Below are 20,121 nucleotides of genomic sequence, written 5' to 3'. Positions count from 1 at the left end.
TATATGAATAAATTGAATTTTATTTTTATCGTGTTCTGCTTTTTTTTCTATTCTCATCTTTTGGCTCAGGAAAAGGATTATGGAACACCGAAGACTTTTACAGTTGATGACATGGAAGAGCTTTTAATGGCCAATCATCCCATTGTTAAACAAGTAAATCTACTGAGTGAAACTGCAAAAGCCCAAGTAACACAAGCGTTAGGGAAGTTTGATCCGACGCTAAATTTGAGCTTTAAAAATAAGCAATTCGGTCATACGGATTATTACAATCAGTGGAATAGCGAGTTGAAAATCCCACTTTGGTTAGCAGGAGCAGATCTGAAAATAGCCTATGATCGAAATGTAGGTGATTATACAAACCCACAATCCCGAACGAATAATGCGGGGCTCTCTGCAATCGGTTTAAGTATTCCTTTGGGGCAAGGTTTAATCGTCGATAGCCGAAGGAATACGTTACAGCAGGCAAAGGCGATGATCAGCTATCTGGAAGGCGAAAAGATCAAGCAAATTAATGCCATTTGGTTTCAGGCACTTTCAGATTATTGGAACTGGTATTTTGCTTACCAGCAATACCAACTTTTATTAGAGGGCGTTAAATTAGCGGATCAGCGGTTTAGAGCAATCAGTGAGCAGACTATGCTGGGGGACAAACCTGCAATCGATTCTATCGAAGCTTCGGTCGTCGTAAAAGAACGACGGATAGAACTTTCAAAGTATGAAGTAGAACTTAAAAATGCGAAAATTGTATTGTCCAATCATTTGTGGAATGATCAACAATTTCCGGTTGAACTTCCCGATCATGCCATACCACATAAGCTCGAAGACCAAGTTATTTTGCCGGATAATCGTGTAATCGAGGCACTACTGGATTCGGCAAAAATTGCTCATCCCGAAATGATCAAGTTGGCTAGTAAAAATCAGCAACTGCTATTTGAAGAACGTTATCGAAAAGAAATGCTTAAACCTAAATTGAATGTGTCGGGCACGCTCATTTCTAGCCGTCGCGGTTTAAATGATTTTGTACCACCGCAGTATGATTTTAATTGGCAGAACTATAAGCTAGGTTTTGAATTTGCATTTCCACTTTTTATTCGCGCCGAACGTGGGAAGCTCAAAGAGGTAAGGATTAAGCAAGATCAACTACGATTTGAACAGGTAGCGACGGAGAGAAATATTTACAATGACGTCGTTAAAAAGTACAATGATTTAAATGCTTACAGTAAACAGATTGAACTTCAATCGATCAATATAAGTAACCAGGAATTGCTCCTTAAGGGTGAATTAAATAAGTTTGAGCTGGGTGAATCAACCTTGTTTGTTGTTAATAGCAGGGAAAACAAGCTGATTGAAATGCGTATCAAGCAAGAGAAGCTTTTTACGGACTACCGGAAGGCACTGGCAGAGTTATACTACAAGGCCGGAACTAAATTTTAATCCCATTTTAATCTACATTTTATTTTTAATCTTATTTTAATACAAGTCCTAAAATTCTAATAGAAAGTTAATTTCAGATTCATTCGGTTGCCATGATGACCTGTTAATTTTGTATAAAAATAATTGGATATGGCAAAGGCAACGCGTGTATTGATTCCAAGTGATTTTACGATTGATTCGCTCTTTTTTGTGATTCATAGTATAGAACAATCGTCAGCTGAAGAGCTAGACATTATTTTGGTCTATGGCAATAAGAGCAGTACTTCGATTAGTGAGTTATTAGGGATTACACTGGAAGATCAGCTTAATAATCTGCAATCAGAAGATTTTTTGAAAGCCTGCCAGATGATCTGTCATCGCTATGAAAATCGTAAGCTAAATATCTATACAGATATTATCGGCTCTGACAATCTCAATTATTTACAACATTATTTGCGCGGAGCTCGGATTGATGAAGTCAAGGTTCCCACAGATTATGAATTTGAAAAAAGAACAAGGCATTTTTTCGACGTCGGACGGGCTTTGCTTCACTTGAGTAAAAGTAAGCAGAAGAATGTCTCGATCGTAGAAAAACCCGGGACAAACAAAACCGGCAGAAATGTCTTGGCGGATTTATTTTTTAACAAGAAATGGGATGTTAATTATTAAGAGAAAAATATTGGCACAATTCAACTTTGTCTTGTTGTCCTTTTTGCTTTTAGGGGCTAGTTCAATGGTTATGTTTTATGAAAACCCTGAGCGGCTTTTAGAAGGGGAGTGGGAAGAGCAAGGTTGGTACTTTGAGAAAGTGGAGAAGTCTCCAACATTCAAAAAACAGGCGGTTATCCATGAAGGAATAAAAGATGCTGCAATCGCGCACCTTCCACCCCTGCAGGATGGATTATGGCATTTTGAAAAAATGGGTGATAAAAATTTTATTGCCCATCATGAGGACAAACAATACAATTGGTTTTTGAAGGGACGAGGCCATATTCTTGAGCTTCGTAAGAATGACGAGCTAATAGAGAGTTTCGTTATCCAAAAATTGAATAAAAACCAGTTGGTGCTGTATCTTAATTTGGATATGCAGACGAAAGGAATTGCACGTATTGTGCTGAAAAAAGGAGGAAAGGAAAAGTATGCTGAGAAAATATAGTAACCATAGGACGATTCAAGATAACATTAGGCTGGGGGGAATTACCGCGTTTTCTGCAGGAATGGTCAATGTCGCATCTGTCATTGTCTTTTTCTCGTTTACCTCGAATGTAACGGGTTATTATGCTGTTTTTGCACAGGAGATAGCGAAAGGGAATTGGTACCAAGGTGCGGTGGTGCTTTTTTGGATTTTACTTTTTCTAGTAGGGAGTATGCTTTCTAATCTGATCATCATTCATGGTAAAGGACGTTTTAGCTCCTATTTGACACATTCCATTCCCTTGGTATTGGAAATATTGAGTATATTATTTGTTGGGATATATCTTGATGTATTTTATGAGGATTCTTTGAAAGAAACTGAGATACTTGTCGGTGCATTGCTCTTTGCGATGGGGCTACAAAATGGCTTGACTGCGAGCATATCGAATTCTGTTGTGAAAACAACACATTTGACCGGGCTAACGACAGATTTGGCCATATTGATTTCGATGTTCACCAAGGAGTCTAACCGGAGCAATAAGGCATTGGTCGACAAATTCCATTTGCTATTGAGCATCGTGAGCGCGTATGTCGTTGGCGGACTTGTGAGCGGTATTTCATTCACTTACCTATCAAATAAAACATTTTACGTGGTTTGTTTTGTTCTTTTAGTCATCGGTTTATACGATCACTACAAATTGTATCTGTTGAAAAAGCAATTTGTGAATCGTCATCGTCAACCAGTGGCAGCTTAGTTGACTGAGCAAGTTCTTGGTTAGCTAAGCAAAAGGGCAAATAGTTCAATCGCATTTCAAAAAATGCGATTTTTTTTGTCCAAAAAATGCTTATCTTCATACACAGTTATCACGCTCTACCGAAGCGAATGAAAGACTACTTAATCAATTTAAAACCGTATCATGATCAAATTCTTTTCCATCCGGCCTTTTTGGGCACTTTCTCTAATTTCGCTGTCAGTATCACCCCTCTGCGTAAAACAGGCTTATGCGCAAGAATTGCACACCCAAAGATCAGTACATGATCAAAATAAAAGCCAGCAGAATCTTTTACGGGCAATCCGATTGATTGATCGATCAATGGACGTCTATTTTTCCGGTGAAGATTTCAAAATGCATCGTTTTTATAACCCATTTACGAAGGTTCGATCCGAAGAAACAGCTAGTGTATGGATGTATTCTGCTTCCATAGAAGCTGTAAACGCTGTGTTGAGTGGCTTGAAAAAGCAACAGAAGGTAGATAACGGCAAGCTTTATAAAATGTATTATTCCCGCTATGTAGATTTATTGGCTAAGCTTCACGCAAATGCAGCCTATTATTTAGGGACCTTTACGCTAACGTCGTTTACGCAGCATAAAGAATGGACAGTGTATGCTGTCGATCGCGTTCGAGAAAAAGGAAAAGCAAATGTAACGGGCATATTGAACGTCTATGATGATCAGATGTGGTTGGTGCGGGAATTATTGGAAGCTTATCATTTGACCGGGCAAGATGGCTATTTGCAAGAAGCTGAGTACCTTACAGCTTATGTTCTTGATGGTTGGGATTGTACTTTGGATGAGAAAGGGAAAGAGCATGGCGGAATTCCCTGGGGACCAGGATATGTAACGAAGCACGCCTGTAGTAATGCACCGATGATTAGTCCGCTTGTTGCATTGTATGAAATCTATAAAAACAAAGGGGATCAAATAATTGCGCATTCCATCGATCAGAAAGATAAACTAACGCGTATTGCTAAAAAAGAGCGGAAGGCCGATTTTTATCTTCGTTATGCTAAAAGGATTTATGATTGGCAAAAAGCAAATCTTCTTAATGAAAAAGGTGTCTATGCGGATATGATGGGTGATTGTTTTCCGGATTGTTCGATAGCTTATGAAACGGTCAACGGCGTGCGATACCGAAAAAATACCGAACTCAGAAAAGCCGTCGGAACTGCATTTTCCTATAATAGTGGAACGATGATTTCCGGAGCCGCAGATTTATATCGCGTTACAAAAGCAAAAAACTATTTAGCGGATGGTAAAAAATTGGCTGATGCGACTTTTACTTATTTTGGCAAACTGGGGCAGCAGGTTCCTGAGCATTATACGTATGCAACAGACGGTTTTAATAACTGGTTTAACGGTGTACTGTTAAGAGGCTATACCACTATATTACCAAATTATAGTAAGGCTGGGATGTATGTGAAGTCTTTTCAGGAAAACTTGGATTATGGCTATACGCATTTCTTGAGCGAAGGATTTTTGCCAAATGATTTGCTCGGAGGTTGGGCAAAAGATAAAAGCAAGAATGATCTGGAGGGAATGTTTATGTTCACTTTTGCGGCACAATATGCAACACTCGCGCAAGTTGAACAACCAAAATAAATGCTCAAATAGGGGCACTTATTTTGGTTGGGATAGGATTGTCTGCATCGTTATGATTTAGATAAAGCAGTTTGGGCGTCTTGAAATTCAGTAGGGCTCTGTCCAAACTGCTTTTGAAAATTACGAGAGAAATGAGTCGCGGAGCTATAGCCTAGTAAATTAGAAATTTCATAGACTTTATGCTGCTTTTGGATGAGCAGTTCTGCTGCTTTTCGGAGCCGCGTTAAATTAATCAGTTCATTGGGCGATAGGCTCGATACCACATTAATTTTGCGATAGAGGGTAGGTCTGCTCATGCAGAGAATATCGGCCATCCGATCGACATTAAACTGTGGGTCATCGAGGTGTTGCATGATGATTTCTTCAATCTTCAACAAAAACTCTTGTTCACTTTGATTTTGACCGATTTGCTGTATTTGCGACATCGGATTTTTAATAAAAAATTCCTTGACTTTAACTCTATTCTTTAATAAACTCGCGATTTGTGCTCTTAAAAAGGCAGGTGAAAAAGGTTTTTCAATATAAGCGTCGGCACCATACTCCAAACCCTGAATTTTTGATTCAATACTATTTTTTGCCGTCAAGAGTATAACTGGAATGTGTGCATATGCGATATCTTCTTTAATTTTTTGACAGAGTTCAAAACCATCCATTTCTGGCATCATCACATCGCTGACGATCAGATCAAAATATTCAGTGGCTAATAAATCCAGCGCTTCCCTACCATTGGAACTCGTTGTTATCTGATAATCCTCATTGAGATCATCCGCAATGAATTCAAGTAGTTCAGTATGATCATCTACTAATAATAAATTGGATTTGGCATTCATAATTATGGGTTTGTATTGTGATTCAAAGGCAATGTCAAACTAAATACGTTCAATTGGAGGTCGTTTGTACTGTATAACAGGGTACCTTGGTGTTTTAACGTTAAGGACCTTGTCAATGCCAAGCCTAGGCCGCTTCCAGGAACATTCTTATTTTGTTTTAAGCGATTGAATGGTTCAAAAATTCTTTCCCTTTCTTCTGAAGGAATTAAAGCTCCGTCGTTTTTCACGGTCAATATAAAGATATTTTTCTGTTTATCCATATTCAAATTCACTTCAATATAGGATGAAGAATATTTCAGGGCATTATTCAAGAGGTTGTAACATATCTTGTCGAATGCGTCGATATCGACTTGACCTATGATATCTGGCATAATGTGTGATACCATCTGCTTGTCCTGCGCCTGCAGTGTGACTGTAAAATTGTTGATAATTTCCTGGACCGTTTGGCTTATGTTTTCTGATTCAAAGTGTAATTTGAATCCTTCCGTTTCGACCTGTCTAAAATCCAATAGCTGATTGCTAAGGGCAATCAACTTCTCCGTGTTGTTTTGCATGGTCAATAGTAGCTTGTCGGTTACAGGATTGTGATCTACTTTATCCATAAGCTTCTCTAAGGGGGCCTTGATCAATGTCAACGGTGTGCGTATTTCGTGCGCAACATCGGTGTAAAAATTGATTTTTGAGCGATAGAGTTCTTGCTCGCGTAGATTTTGTACGGTTAAAAGATGTTGTCGATTGCGTTGTTTGATCTTTTCATTGAAATGATGAATAACAAATATAATCAGCCCCACAAGGATTAGAGCATAGCAAACAAAGGCCGGTATACTTGCCCAGATCGGAGGAAGAATAGTGATTTTAAGACTAGCAAAAGTGGGGATTGTATTGCCATTTGGATCTTCTGCTTTTACAGTAAAAACATAGTTTCCGGGCGCTAGCTTGGTGAAGTAAGCCCGTTGATTGCTTGTAATGTCTATCCAATTGTCGTCGAGACCATCCATTTTGTAGCTATAGTGAATGGAATGGGGGGCTTGGTAGTGTAATGCCGCAAAATCAAGACTGAAGGATGACTCGTCGTGTTTCAGTTTGATTTTATCCGTGAACAGAATTGATTTGGACAGAATATTTGTATCGGTGTACTGATTGATCGCCCTATTGTTGATGTAAAAATTAGTGATGTAAATCGGAATTTGATTCTTGTAGTTGATTTGGTTGAGCCTTTCGGGATTGAAACGTATCAGTCCATTGATGGTGCCGAAATAAAAGTTTCCATTGTCATCATTAAAGGATGAATTGTAATTGAACTGAATAGTCGGTAGGCCAGACTCCAAGTTGAAGATGCGTTTTTTTCCACTGGGAAGATGGTAGCGTACCAGGCCCTTGGAAGTACTCACCCAAAGGTTATTTTGTTTATCTTCTAAAAAGGCGAGTGTCACATTACTGGGCATTCCTTCTTCCAGGCCAATGTTTTCAAAGCCATCCTGATTTGATTTCTTTTTAGCCATCCCACCTTCGGTAGCTATCCAAATTTGATTTTTTGAGTCCTCAAATATACTGTTGACCCTATTGTTGGGCAAGGAATTGAGATCGTTCTGATGATGCGTATAGTGTTTAAAATAACGTGTGGTCGGATGATAACAGAATAGTCCATCACGCCACGTTCCGACCCAGATATTCCCCTTTTTATCTTCCAAAATGCTTGTATAAAACATGTATTCTGGGACATTATCAATAAGGTGGAAAGATTTTTTTTCTAGATCAAAGCGGTATAGGCCGCGTGTGGATGCAGCCATGATTTCTCCTTTTCGAGTTTTATAGAGATAAAAAAGAAAATTACTTTGGAGATCGGATGTTGATACATTGCTGTTACGATCGATGTGATAGATAACTTTTTGAAGCTTTGGCGAAAAAATGTCCAGACCATTGACGAAAGTACCAATCAGTAGTTTGTCGCCAATAGGGAGAATACCGTGAATATTGTTATTTGCCAGATTCCCCTGTTTATCGGAGAAGTTCTGGATATAACCCGATTTAGGATCCAATTTAGATAGACCTCCGTTTTCGGTGCCTATCCATATATCGTGGTTGATGTCTTTTTTGATAATCCGAACGACAGAGCCTTTTAAGCTCCCGGGGCGATCTTGCGGGAGGAATTTTTCGATTATACTATTATTCTTGTGATAATAGTTAATCCCACCAAAGTAGGTTCCCAGCCAAATACCCTCATCCTTATCTTGTAGGATATTATAAATGGCATTGTCAGATATCCCCCAAGGGTTTTCTTGTTCTTTCTGAATGTTGATGTAATGTTGGCTAGCAATTTGATAAATGAAGAGGCCAGATTCGGTTGCAAACCAATATTCATGATCGTTTGGCTGTATAATATCTCTTACATAGAGAAATTGATGCAGCTTGTCCGGACCAAGAATTGACTTGAGGGACTTGTTTTTAAAATTGTAGCTATAAACCCCAGTTTTCGACGTGCCAATCAATAAGTCTCCATCGCGGTTTTCCATTATTTTCTCAATACTAAACCAGTCTTTAGGACCATATTTTGCTTGAAAGTCAAGCATGAGTGCGGGTTTTCCAGAAGAACCTATCTGGAAGATCTTACCTTCAGGAGTTCCAAAAAATACAGTTCCATTTTTTGTGCAGCTGATAGACGTAATATAGAGGTCCGATTTTGTAAATTGTTGAATTGCGTGACTAACCAAATCATGGCAATAGAGCATTCCATTGGATATAAACCAGATCCTTTTGCGTTGATCGGTAACAATGACGGGTACGTCCGCATTTTCAAATTGTTTGCTCAGTAGTCTAAATTGCTCGTCGACGGGGTCGTAGCAATAGATTCCCTGATCTGTTCCAATCCAAATTCTTTTTCGAAAGTCCTCTTTCAAGGAGATGATATTATTACCACCCAAGCTGTTTTTCCCAGATTGGGAGGCATCAAAATGTTTGAAATTGTTACCGTCAAAGCGATTTAATCCATCCTTTGTGCCGAACCAAAGAAAACCCTGACTATCTTGCATGCTACAAATGACAGCATTGTTTGACAAACCTTCATTGATTTGATAGTGATTGAAATAGTAGGGCTGCGCATATAGCAAGGAAGGGAGTAACAGGATAAATAGCAATCGTAAAGGCTTCAGGTTGATCATGATCATTTTTTGGTTATTGATACAAAATAGAGCTAAAATGAAACAATTTAATCTTAAAATTTCTAAAAAATTTAAGACTTTAGCTTATAGATTGTAATCGTTAAAATTATAAAAAATCTAGAAAAGGACGTAAGTTCTATCTAAACAAAGATTATAAACCCTTTAAAATATTACGAATGAGAGGAAAATTGACCTTGCTTGGTCTTTCTGCAATACTTGCTTTTAGTGTGTCTTGCCAGCAACCGACTGGTTCTAAAACTCCCAAAGCAGATTCTTTATCGGCCTTCATGGATACCGCGCAGTTCAGCGGAACTATTGATCAAAAACAGGCGTATCTATATGAACTGAGCAATAAAAATGGCGTACAAGCTTATTTTACCAATTTCGGTGCACGCTTAGTGGGACTATGGGTACCGGACAATAAGGGTGAGTTATGCGATGTGGTTTTGGGCTTTTCTAAAGCAGCTGATTATAATAATCCCAAAGAACCATTTTTTGGTACTATTGTAGGGCCTTTTGGTAATCGGATCGCCAAAGGCAAATTTAAGTTGGATGATAAAACCTATACATTGGCGGTAAATAACGGTCCTAATACGCTGCATGGCGGTTTTAAAGGTGTGCATTTTGCCAATTGGACATTAAAATCGTCAGATAAATCATCCCTTACATTTGCTTACACCTTACCTGACGGACACGAGGGTTTTCCAGGAAACATCCAAATGGAGGTGACTTATACGCTGAACGATAATAATGAATTGTTGATAGCTTATCGTGCTACTTCCGATAAAAAGACGGTGATCAATTTGACCAACCATGCTTACTTTAATTTAAACGGTGAGGGAAGTGGTACCATTCTGGATCATCAACTTCAATTGTTTGCCAATGAATACACACCAGTAGATAGCACACTAATACCCACAGGGCAATTAGCACCGGTAAAGGGAACAGCTTTTGATTTTACAACCTTGAAACCGATAGGAAAAGATATTAATGCCAATGACCAGCAGCTTAGTTTTGGAAAGGGCTATGACCACAATTTTGTCTTAAGTAAGGAGAAAGATGGCGACTGGTTTAAAGCGGCACATGTGATCGGTGATAAATCAGGGGTGGTCATGGATATTCTGACAACCGAACCTGGTATTCAATTTTATAGCGGCAACTTTATGAACGAACAAGTACAGTTGAAGAACGGTAAAAAAGATTCCTTCCGTACGGCCTTTTGTCTTGAACCGCAGCATTTTCCGGACGCTCCGAATCAGCCAGCTTTTCCAACAACAGTCCTGAACCCGGGGCAAGTATATCAAACGAAATCCCTGTATCGTTTTTCAGTAAAATAATACATATTTAATAATGATTGGTTTGAAAGTATACCGCTGAAAAGAGGTGTACTTTCTCTGTTTAATAGACTTTAAAACGTTTTAGGTTGTATTAATTATTTGATACAAATAGGCAGTTTTTTGAGAAAAAACGAAAGCCTGTCCGATTGAATATACCTTAATTTTGGACAAATCAATTATACAAACTAATCAATCTAGGTATGTTTAAGGGTCTTAAATGTCTGCCAATTTCTGCTACTTTACTCTGCTGTGCGAGCAGTTTTATTCCTTTAGCAAAGGGAGCAGATTTATTTCCAGTTCCTGCAGAAAGCATTGCTTTGCAAAAATCAATCAAGGGTGTGGTTAAAGATAAAAGTGGCAATCCGATCGTAGGAGCGACAGTCGCTTTAAAATCCAAATCAAGCACTGCCGTTTCAACGGATGCAAAAGGTAATTTTAGTCTAACAGGTGTGAATGCTGGGGATCTACTGACTGTAAGTTCAGTTGGGTATCTCTCAAAAGAAGTGGCCGCGAGCGCCGATTTAGCCATTACATTGGACGATGAAAATTCACGTATCGGCGAAGTGGTTGTGGTGGGGTACGGTACACAAAAGAAGGAATCTGTTACTGGTGCAATCACGGCAATTTCTTCGCAGGATATTTCCAGATCTGTTGCGACAACAACCTCAGGAGCTTTGGTCGGGAAGATTGCAGGGGTCAATAGCCGGATGTCGGATGGACGCCCTGGTGCATGGACGGGGATCAGCATCCGGAATATGGGAACTCCCTTGTATGTGATCGACGGTGTTCAAAAAGATGAAGGCCAATTCAATAATTTGGACTTCAATGACATCGAATCTGTTTCGGTTTTGAAGGATGCGTCCGCAGCGATTTATGGTGTACGTGCAGCCAACGGAGTGGTGGTTGTAACGACAAAGAAGGGGAAGCGGGGCGATAACAATACCTTTAATATCAATTCCTATTACGGTTGGCAAAGTATGTTTCGTTTTCCTAAGCCTGCAGATGCAAGTACCTATGTAAAGAGCTACATTCAATCGGATGCCATTCTTGGTGTGAAGGATCCAAAATACACATTAAGCGATCTTGAAAAATGGCAACAGGGGACAGAAAAGGGTTACCGCCCATTTGATTGGTACGATTATATCTTAAAAACTAGTCCGCAAACCTATATTGCTGGAAATGTGAGTGGTGGGTCCGAAAAGATCAATTATTACTTAAGTGCTGGGCATCTCGACCAACAATCCATTATCCGTAATTATGGCGGTTTCAAACGTACTAATGTTCAGATGAACATTGATGCGAGCGTATCTAAACGATTAAAAATAGGGGCTAATTTGAACGGACGGATCGAACAGCGTAAACAACCTGGGGTACCCGGTGCTGACGATACTTGGCAGGCATTATTTGCCATTTATCGCAACTTACCTACTGCGCGGCCATTCGCCAATGACAATCCGCTCTATCCAACACAAACTGCAGCCAATACCGAGACGAATTTTGCAATGCTGAATTATGATCTATCGGGTACATATCAGGAAAAATGGCGGGTAATGCAACTAAATTTTAATGCCGAGTATAAGATTACAGATGATTTGGTTGCCAAAGGAACGGTAGGGTACTATTTGGCTAATAAATGGATGGATAATCAGGAGTTCACTTACAAATTGTATGGCTATGATGAAAAAACGGATACCTATCCAGTTATATTTAGCATGGATAACCCTTGGCGGGAGCGGTCTATCGCTCAAATCGAAGAAATTTCAACACAATTCACTTTAAATTATAACAAACGTTTTGGAAAGCATGGTGTGAATGCTGTATTAGCCGCGGAGTCAATAAAACGAGATAACCCCGATATTTATGTCCACGACAGACCAGCATCAAATGCATTGAGTTTGATCTATTTTCAAACGATGGATACCTATAATGATACTGGAGTAAATACGCAAGCAAGAGCCGGCTTTGCAGGTCGGGTCAATTATGACTACGATCAAAAATATCTTTTAGAACTTTCATCGCGTTATGATGGATCCTGGAAGTTTGCTCCTGGAAGTCGATGGGGATTTTTTCCTTCAGCATCCGCGGGATGGCGGATCTCTTCTGAAAAGTTTTGGACAGATGGCATGCGGAAGGTACTTGATGATGTTAAGCTTCGGGGATCTTACGGGATATTGGGGGATGACAATTTGGATGATTGGAAATATTATGCTTTTGGTTACCTGAGCGGATATACCTATAATTCCAAAGGTTCGACGATTGACGGAAAATATGTTATTGGCACCCAACCCCGTGGACTTCCTGTTAAAACGCTTTCCTGGATTGAGGCACACATGTTGAATGTCGGGCTCGATTTTAGCACATTAAAGGGAAGATTGACGGGTAGCTTGGATTTCTTTCGAAGGAAAAGAAGCGGTCTACCGGCTTCCAGAAATGATGTATTGATACCAAATGAGGTTGGTTTTAGTCTGCCTTATGAAAACCTAAACTCCGATATGCATAAGGGTATCGATGGCTCAATTATGTGGCGGAGTAAGGCTGGCGATTTCAACTACTTTGTCGGTGGTAATTTTACATTTGCCCGTCAGATTGATGGTGAACAATATAAACCCCGGTTTGGGAATTCCTGGGATCAGTATCGGAACTCCATTTTTGACCGCTACGCCTATCTAAATTGGGGCTTACATGCTACTGGACAGTTTCAGTCCTGGGAAGAAATTGCCAATTACGATGTAGACAATGACCGTCAAGGTAATTCTACCTTGAGACCAGGAGATATAAAATATGAAGACATCAATGGGGATAAAGTGATCAATGAGCTGGATCAGCGGCCAATAGGATATCGGCAAGGCGGACTTCCTTATTTCAATTTTGGAATTAATCTGGGCGGACAATTCAAGGGATTTGATTTGGCCATGGATTTGACAGGAGCAGCATTTGCATCCTATCGTCCCAATTACGAAGCGATGAACCCTTTCCACGATGGTGGAAATAATCCGCAATATTACATGGAGAATCAATGGATGCTCAGTGATATTACCAACCCCAATAGTACATTGATTCCCGGCAAATATCCAACATTGATTCGCGGAAATCAAAACCATAGTAATTATTGGCATAGCGATTTTTGGCTCACCAATGTCAATTATATAAAACTAAGAAATCTTCAGATTGGATATACCTTGCCAGATAAGTGGATGAAAGCTCGTGGAATCCAAAAATTACGAATATATACAATGATGCAGAATCTCTTCAGTATAGATAATTTGGGTGATATGAAGATCGATCCGGAAATCACAAGTGATTCAGGTGTTCAATACCCAACAAACCGGGTTATAAATGTGGGTGTTAATTTAACTTTTTAATAACATGATAAAGAGGAAGGTTATTTTATGGGGTGTATGTTTAGTATGTACATTTTCAAGCTGTAATAAGTTCTTGGACCGGGAATCACAGGCAATTTTTACCGATGATCAGATATTTTCAGATCAAAATATGGTGAAGTCAGTGTTGGCCAATTATTACGGAAGAGTCAGCTGGGGCCAGCAGTTTGGCGACAACGGCTCCTTTGCAATGCTAGATGAAGCCGGATTTTCCAGCGGTTCTCCCAACAATATGCAGGAGTTTCCAAATGATTTTTGGCGGATGTATGATTACGAATTGATCCGCAATTTAAACCAATTTATTGTGGGTGTCCGTCAATCGACACTAGACGATAATAATAAGAAGAGCATAGAAGGGGAGGCTCGTTTTATTCGTGCTTGGACGTATTTCAATATGATCAAGCGTTTGGGCGGTGTGCCATTGGTGGGAGATAAGGTATATGATTATACAAGTGGGATGGATCCGGCCGAACTGCAGTTATCGAGAGCCACGGAAGCTGAGAGCTATAATTATGTCATCAGTGAATGTACTGAAGCGGCTAAAATGCTCGGTACAGAGAAAACCATCAATTCGGCGAGAGCCAATAAATGGACAGCTTTGGCGCTAAAAGCCCGCGCAAGTTTATATGCCGCATCCATCGCAAAGTATAATTATAAAACACCCGATGTGAAGACCGCAGGCAATGAGGTAGGTATCCCTGCATCTGAAGCAACTAAATATTATCAGACAGCTTATGAAACTGCTTTGGATATTATAAATAATAGCCCTTATGCGCTGTATAATGCAAATCCGGATAAGGGCAAGAACTTTTATCTTGCCGTAACCTCAAAATCAAGTAATGAAGTAATTTGGGCAAAAGACTATGCTTATCCTGGTGAGACCCATTCTTTTACCAATAATAATATAGCCTCATCAGTCCGCGGTGATATTGATGCCAATTTCGTAACCCCAGTACTCAATTTGGTAGAAGCATTTGAATATACAAATGATCGAAAAGGGGATCTGAAAACGAAGACTGCTGCTGGTGACTATGTTTATTATACAAATCCCGAAGATCTTTTTGCCAATAAGGATGCACGCTTGTATGGTACGGTAATTTACTCCGGAGCAGATTTTGCTGGAACAAAAATAACTTATCAGGCGGGGGTTCGGTATAAAGAAAATGGTACATGGAAGACAGTAACAGGTTCGCCTGGTTCCTCAAATGATAAATTTGGCGGACTTATTACGAGTGAGGATGGCCCTACGACTTCCAACGATATGTATGTCAATAAAACTGGATTTAATATCCGGAAGTTTATTGACGAAAATAAAGATGCCTCTACACGCGGGCGCGGTTCGGATATTTGGTTTGTCCGTTTTCGTTATGCTGAATTTCTGTTGATCGCTGCAGAGTCGGGGCTTGAACTTGGTAAACCGCAAGCTGAGTTGACTGGATATATCAATAAGATCAGGGAGCGCGCGGGAATACAAGCATTGACGACTATTTCTTTAAATGATATCATTCAGGAACGTCGCGTTGAATTTGCTTTCGAAGATCATCGTTATTGGGATTTGAAACGTTTGCGCATCGCCCATGAAATCTGGAACGGAAGTGCTGATAATTACAATGCGGTGCACTATGCCCTATTTCCGTATAAAATATATGCTCCTGGGGATCCTAACAATGGCAAGTGGGTTTTCGAGAAACAGAAATCTAGCCATACGCTCTATCCGCGAAATTTTAAATATCAGAACTATTATAATTTCATTGACCAAAATTGGATTAACAACAATCCGAAGCTAGTCCGAAATCCTTATCAATAGCATTATTCTTATGAAAACTTTTTTTTGTAAATTAATAGTCGGGTTGTGTTTACTCTTGGGTGTTTTTGCTTGTGGCAAAGATAATTATGATGCACCACAAAGCACATTAAGCGGACATGTAGCCTATAATTCCAAACCTTTGGGGCTGAGAGGATCCAATCAATCGGTCTATCTTCAACTCTGGCAGGATGGTTATCAATTTCGGTCTCCCATTAATGTTTATTTAACTCAAGATGGTTCGTTTTCCACGAAACTCTTTGATGGAAAGTACAAATTGGTGACAACCAGTGGAAATGGACCATGGGTGAGCAGTGCCGATACGTTACTGGTTGATGTGAAGGGTAATACCACAGTGGATTATCAGGTGAAACCCTATTACATGATGAGTAATATAACCTATAACACACAAGGAAATATCCTTAAAGCATCTTTTGATATCGAAACAATAGATGCTTCAAGAACGATTGATTTAGTCACCTTATTGGTCAATGATACAAAATTTGTGGATTTGGGCCAATATACTTACAAGATGGAAAAAACCGGATTAAATGCCGGCCATGTCGAATTGGAACTGGATATCAAAGATATTTTGACCAAGAGTGCAGCGGTGTATGCGCGCGTAGGGTTACGGGTAAATGGGATTACCGAGGCGCTGTACGATAGTGAACCAAAGAAACTAAAATAAAAATGATTAAAAGAATTGGCTTTTTAAGCTTATTGTTGGGGTTTGGCTTAGCTGCGTCGGCCCAATCAGGAATAGCAACTTCCGTAAACCAATTGCCGTTGACAGGTAAGAATACACAATACGTGAACAATAGGGCTCCACTAAGACAGAATGCCTTGCTGAAATTGCCGGTAGGCAGTATAGTGCCTGAAGGCTGGTTAGGGAAGTACCTAGCGTTGCAAAAAGATGGTCTTACAGGTCATTTGGGCGAAATTAGTGCCTGGTTGTCCAAAAAAAATAATGCATGGTTAAGTACGGATGGGAAAGGAGATTATGGCTGGGAAGAAGTTCCTTATTGGCTAAAAGGTTATGCTAATCTGGGCTACATCTTAAAAGATCCTACAATCCTAGCGGAGTCAAAGATATGGTTGGAAGCCGCACTAAAAAGCCAGCGTCCTGATGGATACTTTGGGCCATTGATGCTGCGTAACAACAAACCGGATCTTTGGGGGAATATGTTGATGTTGTGGTGCCTGCAATCTTATTATGAATATAGCGGTGACCAACGTGTCTTAACGTTGATGACCAATTACTTTAAATGGCAGGCCAATTTGCCAGATAGTTTTTTTCTCAAGGATTACTGGGAGAATAGCCGTGGTGGGGACAATTTGCTATCCGTATATTGGCTCTATAATAGAACACAAGGAAATGAATGGCTGATGGATTTAGCGGATAAAATCCATCGCAATACCGCCAATTGGCGACAGAAAGATGATTTGCCGAATTGGCATAATGTCAATGTTGCACAATGTTTCAGAGAGCCGGCAACCTATTATCTGAAAAGCCAATCGCCTGCAGATCTTAACGCGACATATGCTAATTTTCGTTTTGTCAGGCAGGTATTTGGTCAGGTTCCAGGCGGTATGTTCGGTGCCGATGAAAATGCACGTCCAGGATATACCGATCCCCGTCAAGGGGTGGAAACCTGTGGTATGGTCGAACAGATGGCGTCCAATGAAATCCTTCTTGGGATAACAGGCGACCCATTTTGGGCAGATCATGCGGAGGAAGTCGCTTTCAATACCTATCCAGCAGCCGTAACAGCAGATTTCAAGGCCTTAAGGTATATTACAAGTCCAAATATGACCATCAGCGACAGCCATAATCATGCTCCTGGAATTGATAATAACGGGCCATTTTTAATGATGAATCCCTTCAGTTCACGCTGTTGTCAGCATAATCACAGTCAGGGCTGGCCATATTATGCTGAGCATTTGTATATGGCAACGAATGATAATGGTGTTGCGGCAGTACTATATGCCGCATCAAAGGCTGAAATCAACGTCGGAAACAAGCAGGCTATTCAGATCCGGCAAGAGTCCAATTATCCTTTTGAAGAATCGCTACGATTTGAAATAGGAACACAGGGCAAAATGGTTGATTTTCCCTTTTATCTCCGTATTCCAGCCTGGGCGAAACAAGCGAAAGTAACGGTTAATGGTAAAAGCCAAGCTATGGAAGCTGGTGCAAAATATATTCGAATTCAACGGCAGTGGAAAGACGGCGACAAGGTCGAACTTTCCTTACCAATGACCATAGATCTGAAAACATGGACAGCCAATAAAAATTCAGTGAGTATCCAGCGTGGACCATTGACTTATGCCCTTAAAATCAAGGAGAATTATGTGAAAAAAGATAGTAAGGCTTCGGCAATAGGAGATTCCAAATGGCAGGAGACTGCAGATCCATCCAAGTGGCCATCCTATGAAATCCTTCCTGCAAGTGATTGGAATTACGGACTTGTACAAAATCAATTGCAAGCTGTTAACCACCTAAAAGTGGTCAAACGACCATGGCCTAAAGATGCATTTCCTTTCGACGCAGAAGCAGTACCTATTTCGATTCTTGTGAAAGCGAAACGTATCGATGGGTGGAAAATTGATGAAAACGGGTTAACGGGGGTATTGCCTCTGAGCCCCGTGGAAAGCAAAAGCGAGGTACAGGAAGTTGAACTAATTCCAATGGGAGCAGCACGTTTGCGCATTGCTGCTTTTCCCACGGTGAAATAATATAAATACGATATAAATAAATGACTTAACGATTTTTTATGATGAAGAAAACCTTATTTTTTGCCAGTTTGATGATGGCAGCACAATTGAACTTTGCTCAGGATTGGAAACCCGCCGGATCACATATATTAACCCCCTGGGGCGAGAAAGTAACGGCCCAAAAGCCACATCCTGAATACCCTAGGCCACAATTAATCAGAACCAATAACTGGCAGAATTTAAATGGACTATGGAAATATGCTGTCACTCCGGTAGGTACTAAAGAGATTCCTCGGCAATGGGACGGCAACATCCTTGTTCCTTTTGCTATTGAATCGGCATTGTCCGGTGTTGGTAAAGAGGTTGGAAAAGATAAAGCCTTATGGTATAATAATACCATAACATTGGACAAGTCTGTCCATAAAAATAAGGTCCTGTTGCATTTCGGTGCCGTAGATTGGCAATGTGATGTGTATGTAAATAATCAATTGGTCGGAAGACATGAAGGTGGTTTTGATCCATTTTCGATGGATGTGACAAGCTTCCTAAAGAAAGGAGCGAAACAGGAAATAGCCATTCGGGTATGGGATCCGACTGATGATGGTCCACAACCACGGGGTAAACAGGTGAACAAGCCGAATGGAATATGGTATACACCAGTGACGGGAATTTGGCAGACCGTTTGGTTAGAAAGTGTTCCACAAGCTTATATTGTAAGTACCAAACAGACGCCGCGATTGGACGATGCTGTCTTGGCCTTTCAAGCTTCCGTAGAGGGAAGCCAAGCCGGCGACGAAATAAAGGTGCGTGCATTGGATGGCGGAAAGCTTATTAAAGAACAAATAGGACAACCCAATACATCCTTTGATCTTTCGGTACCCAATCTGGAGCCCTGGTCGCCGAGTAACCCTAAACTCTATGATCTGGAAATTCAGCTGATTCGAAAAGGAAAAATCGTAGACCAGGCGAAAAGCTACTTCGCCATGCGGAAGATAGCCATGCAGAAAGATGAAAACGGCGTTCAACGTTTAATGTTAAACAATAAGTTTACGTTCCAATATGGTCCTTTGGATCAAGGCTGGTGGCCGGATGGTCTACATACCGCGCCAACGGATGAAGCGCTGAAGTTTGATGTCGTCAAAACAAAGGAAATGGGATTCAATATGATCCGTAAGCATATCAAGGTAGAACCGGCGCGTTGGTATCGGTACTGTGATAGTATAGGTATGCTTGTCTGGCAAGATATGCCTAGCGGCGATCTTGGTGGAAATCATTGGGATATGCAACCGGGAAAGATTTCAGGTGGCAATCGGGATAAAGTACGTTCACAGGAATCTGAGAATTACTACCGGAAAGAGTGGAAAACCATTATGGAGGTGTTGCACAACTATCCAAGTATTGTCATCTGGGTGCCCTTCAATGAGGCTTGGGGGCAATTCAAAACGAAGGAAATTACGGAATGGACCATGGCTAATGACTCGTCAAGACTGGTAAATAGCGCCAGTGGTGGTAACTTTATGGAAACTGGACATATCTTGGATATCCATAATTATCCGGATGCAGCCATGCCTGATCCAAATTTGTTTGGTGCTAAACAAGTGCTTGCATTGGGTGAATTCGGTGGTTTGGGTTTACCGATAGACGGACATTCTTGGCAACAGAAAGACAACTGGGGATACCAAAGTTTCAAGAATAAAACGGAATTATTGGAGCGTTACAAACGTCTTATCCATGATTTGACACGTCTAATTCCGATGGGATTGTCGGCCGCTGTTTATACACAGACAACAGATGTGGAAGTAGAAACAAATGGTTTGATGACTTATGATCGTAAAGTTGTAAAAATGCCTGAAGCAGAATTGAAGGCTGCACATCAGGCGCTTTATAATGCACCTACCAAATAATTGATAGCGATATGGCCGCAACACGGGTTGCGGCCTAAATTTATCGCTGAAAATATACCGGTCAA

Annotated in this window: 13 protein-coding genes; 11 read left to right on the top strand and 2 right to left on the bottom strand. The window is 40.4% G+C overall.

Annotated features, from left to right (window positions below; translation table 11 throughout):
* Positions 1 to 3: 3 nt before the first annotated feature.
* The 5 genes from AAH582_RS16800 to AAH582_RS16780 all read left to right on the top strand — a co-directional run bounded on the left by AAH582_RS16800 (position 4) and on the right by AAH582_RS16780 (position 4,928).
* Entirely contained in the window at positions 4 to 1,434 is a 1,431-nt protein-coding gene (locus tag AAH582_RS16800; RefSeq protein ID WP_343318898.1) for a TolC family protein, read from the top strand.
* Between the two features lie 129 nt (positions 1,435 to 1,563).
* On the top strand, positions 1,564 to 2,082 hold the full coding sequence (locus tag AAH582_RS16795) for a hypothetical protein (RefSeq protein ID WP_313153864.1): 519 nt from the start codon (positions 1,564 to 1,566) through the stop codon (positions 2,080 to 2,082).
* Positions 2,069 to 2,569: a hypothetical protein gene (locus AAH582_RS16790; protein ID WP_343318888.1), complete on the top strand. Its 501-nt coding sequence runs from the start codon at positions 2,069 to 2,071 to the stop codon at positions 2,567 to 2,569. Before AAH582_RS16795 ends, AAH582_RS16790 begins: the two co-directional genes overlap by 14 nt.
* Positions 2,553 to 3,302: a YoaK family protein gene (locus tag AAH582_RS16785; RefSeq protein WP_046675390.1), complete on the top strand. Its 750-nt coding sequence runs from the start codon at positions 2,553 to 2,555 to the stop codon at positions 3,300 to 3,302. The genes AAH582_RS16790 and AAH582_RS16785 overlap by 17 nt, the downstream gene beginning before the upstream one ends.
* 162 nt (positions 3,303 to 3,464) lie before the next feature.
* A complete protein-coding gene (locus tag AAH582_RS16780; protein WP_343318879.1) occupies positions 3,465 to 4,928 on the top strand; it encodes a glycoside hydrolase family 76 protein in 1,464 nt (487 codons plus the stop codon).
* Between the two features lie 50 nt (positions 4,929 to 4,978).
* On the opposite strand, the gene AAH582_RS16775 is transcribed toward AAH582_RS16780, so the two are convergent.
* Together AAH582_RS16775 and AAH582_RS16770 are read right to left on the bottom strand one after the other, a co-directional pair.
* Positions 4,979 to 5,758, bottom strand: a complete 780-nt coding sequence (locus AAH582_RS16775; protein WP_046675391.1) for a response regulator transcription factor — start codon at positions 5,756 to 5,758, stop codon at positions 4,979 to 4,981.
* A gap of 2 nt (positions 5,759 to 5,760) precedes the next feature.
* Positions 5,761 to 8,916 carry a two-component regulator propeller domain-containing protein gene (locus AAH582_RS16770; protein WP_343318872.1) on the bottom strand — a complete coding sequence of 1,052 codons (3,156 nt, stop codon included), beginning with the start codon at positions 8,914 to 8,916 and terminating at the stop codon, positions 5,761 to 5,763.
* Positions 8,917 to 9,092: 176 nt separating this feature from the next.
* Between AAH582_RS16770 and AAH582_RS16765 the strand changes: the two genes are divergently transcribed.
* The 6 genes from AAH582_RS16765 to AAH582_RS16740 all read left to right on the top strand — a co-directional run bounded on the left by AAH582_RS16765 (position 9,093) and on the right by AAH582_RS16740 (position 20,056).
* Positions 9,093 to 10,253: an aldose epimerase family protein gene (locus AAH582_RS16765; RefSeq protein WP_343318867.1), complete on the top strand. Its 1,161-nt coding sequence runs from the start codon at positions 9,093 to 9,095 to the stop codon at positions 10,251 to 10,253.
* A gap of 200 nt (positions 10,254 to 10,453) precedes the next feature.
* On the top strand, positions 10,454 to 13,615 hold the full coding sequence (locus AAH582_RS16760) for a SusC/RagA family TonB-linked outer membrane protein (protein WP_343318863.1): 3,162 nt from the start codon (positions 10,454 to 10,456) through the stop codon (positions 13,613 to 13,615).
* Between the two features lie 4 nt (positions 13,616 to 13,619).
* Positions 13,620 to 15,440, top strand: a complete 1,821-nt coding sequence (locus AAH582_RS16755; protein WP_046675394.1) for a RagB/SusD family nutrient uptake outer membrane protein — start codon at positions 13,620 to 13,622, stop codon at positions 15,438 to 15,440.
* Between the two features lie 10 nt (positions 15,441 to 15,450).
* A complete protein-coding gene (locus AAH582_RS16750) occupies positions 15,451 to 16,125 on the top strand; it encodes a DUF3823 domain-containing protein (RefSeq protein ID WP_343318848.1) in 675 nt (224 codons plus the stop codon).
* 2 nt (positions 16,126 to 16,127) lie between these two features.
* Entirely contained in the window at positions 16,128 to 18,173 is a 2,046-nt protein-coding gene (locus tag AAH582_RS16745; RefSeq protein WP_343318843.1) for a beta-L-arabinofuranosidase domain-containing protein, read from the top strand.
* Positions 18,174 to 18,211: 38 nt separating this feature from the next.
* A complete protein-coding gene (locus AAH582_RS16740) occupies positions 18,212 to 20,056 on the top strand; it encodes a glycoside hydrolase family 2 protein (protein ID WP_343318838.1) in 1,845 nt (614 codons plus the stop codon).
* The last annotated feature ends 65 nt before the right edge of the window (positions 20,057 to 20,121 follow it).

Origin of the sequence: Sphingobacterium multivorum, assembly GCF_039511225.1 — a bacterium.
In the GTDB taxonomy this organism is placed as follows: Bacteria; Bacteroidota; Bacteroidia; order Sphingobacteriales; family Sphingobacteriaceae; genus Sphingobacterium.
This window is presented reverse-complemented; position numbering and strand designations above follow the sequence as displayed.

Bases quoted from the DNA above. Each gene is read 5' to 3' on its own strand.
- AAH582_RS16800 (WP_343318898.1), top strand. From the start codon at position 4: ATGAATAAATTGAATTTTATTTTTATCGTGTTCTGCTTTTTTTTCTAT.
- AAH582_RS16795 (WP_313153864.1), top strand. From the start codon at position 1,564: ATGGCAAAGGCAACGCGTGTATTGATTCCAAGTGATTTTACGATTGAT.
- AAH582_RS16790 (WP_343318888.1), top strand. From the start codon at position 2,069: ATGTTAATTATTAAGAGAAAAATATTGGCACAATTCAACTTTGTCTTG.
- AAH582_RS16785 (WP_046675390.1), top strand. From the start codon at position 2,553: ATGCTGAGAAAATATAGTAACCATAGGACGATTCAAGATAACATTAGG.
- AAH582_RS16780 (WP_343318879.1), top strand. From the start codon at position 3,465: ATGATCAAATTCTTTTCCATCCGGCCTTTTTGGGCACTTTCTCTAATT.
- AAH582_RS16775 (WP_046675391.1), bottom strand. From the start codon at position 5,758: ATGAATGCCAAATCCAATTTATTATTAGTAGATGATCATACTGAACTA.
- AAH582_RS16770 (WP_343318872.1), bottom strand. From the start codon at position 8,916: ATGATCAACCTGAAGCCTTTACGATTGCTATTTATCCTGTTACTCCCT.
- AAH582_RS16765 (WP_343318867.1), top strand. From the start codon at position 9,093: ATGAGAGGAAAATTGACCTTGCTTGGTCTTTCTGCAATACTTGCTTTT.
- AAH582_RS16760 (WP_343318863.1), top strand. From the start codon at position 10,454: ATGTTTAAGGGTCTTAAATGTCTGCCAATTTCTGCTACTTTACTCTGC.
- AAH582_RS16755 (WP_046675394.1), top strand. From the start codon at position 13,620: ATGATAAAGAGGAAGGTTATTTTATGGGGTGTATGTTTAGTATGTACA.
- AAH582_RS16750 (WP_343318848.1), top strand. From the start codon at position 15,451: ATGAAAACTTTTTTTTGTAAATTAATAGTCGGGTTGTGTTTACTCTTG.
- AAH582_RS16745 (WP_343318843.1), top strand. From the start codon at position 16,128: ATGATTAAAAGAATTGGCTTTTTAAGCTTATTGTTGGGGTTTGGCTTA.
- AAH582_RS16740 (WP_343318838.1), top strand. From the start codon at position 18,212: ATGATGAAGAAAACCTTATTTTTTGCCAGTTTGATGATGGCAGCACAA.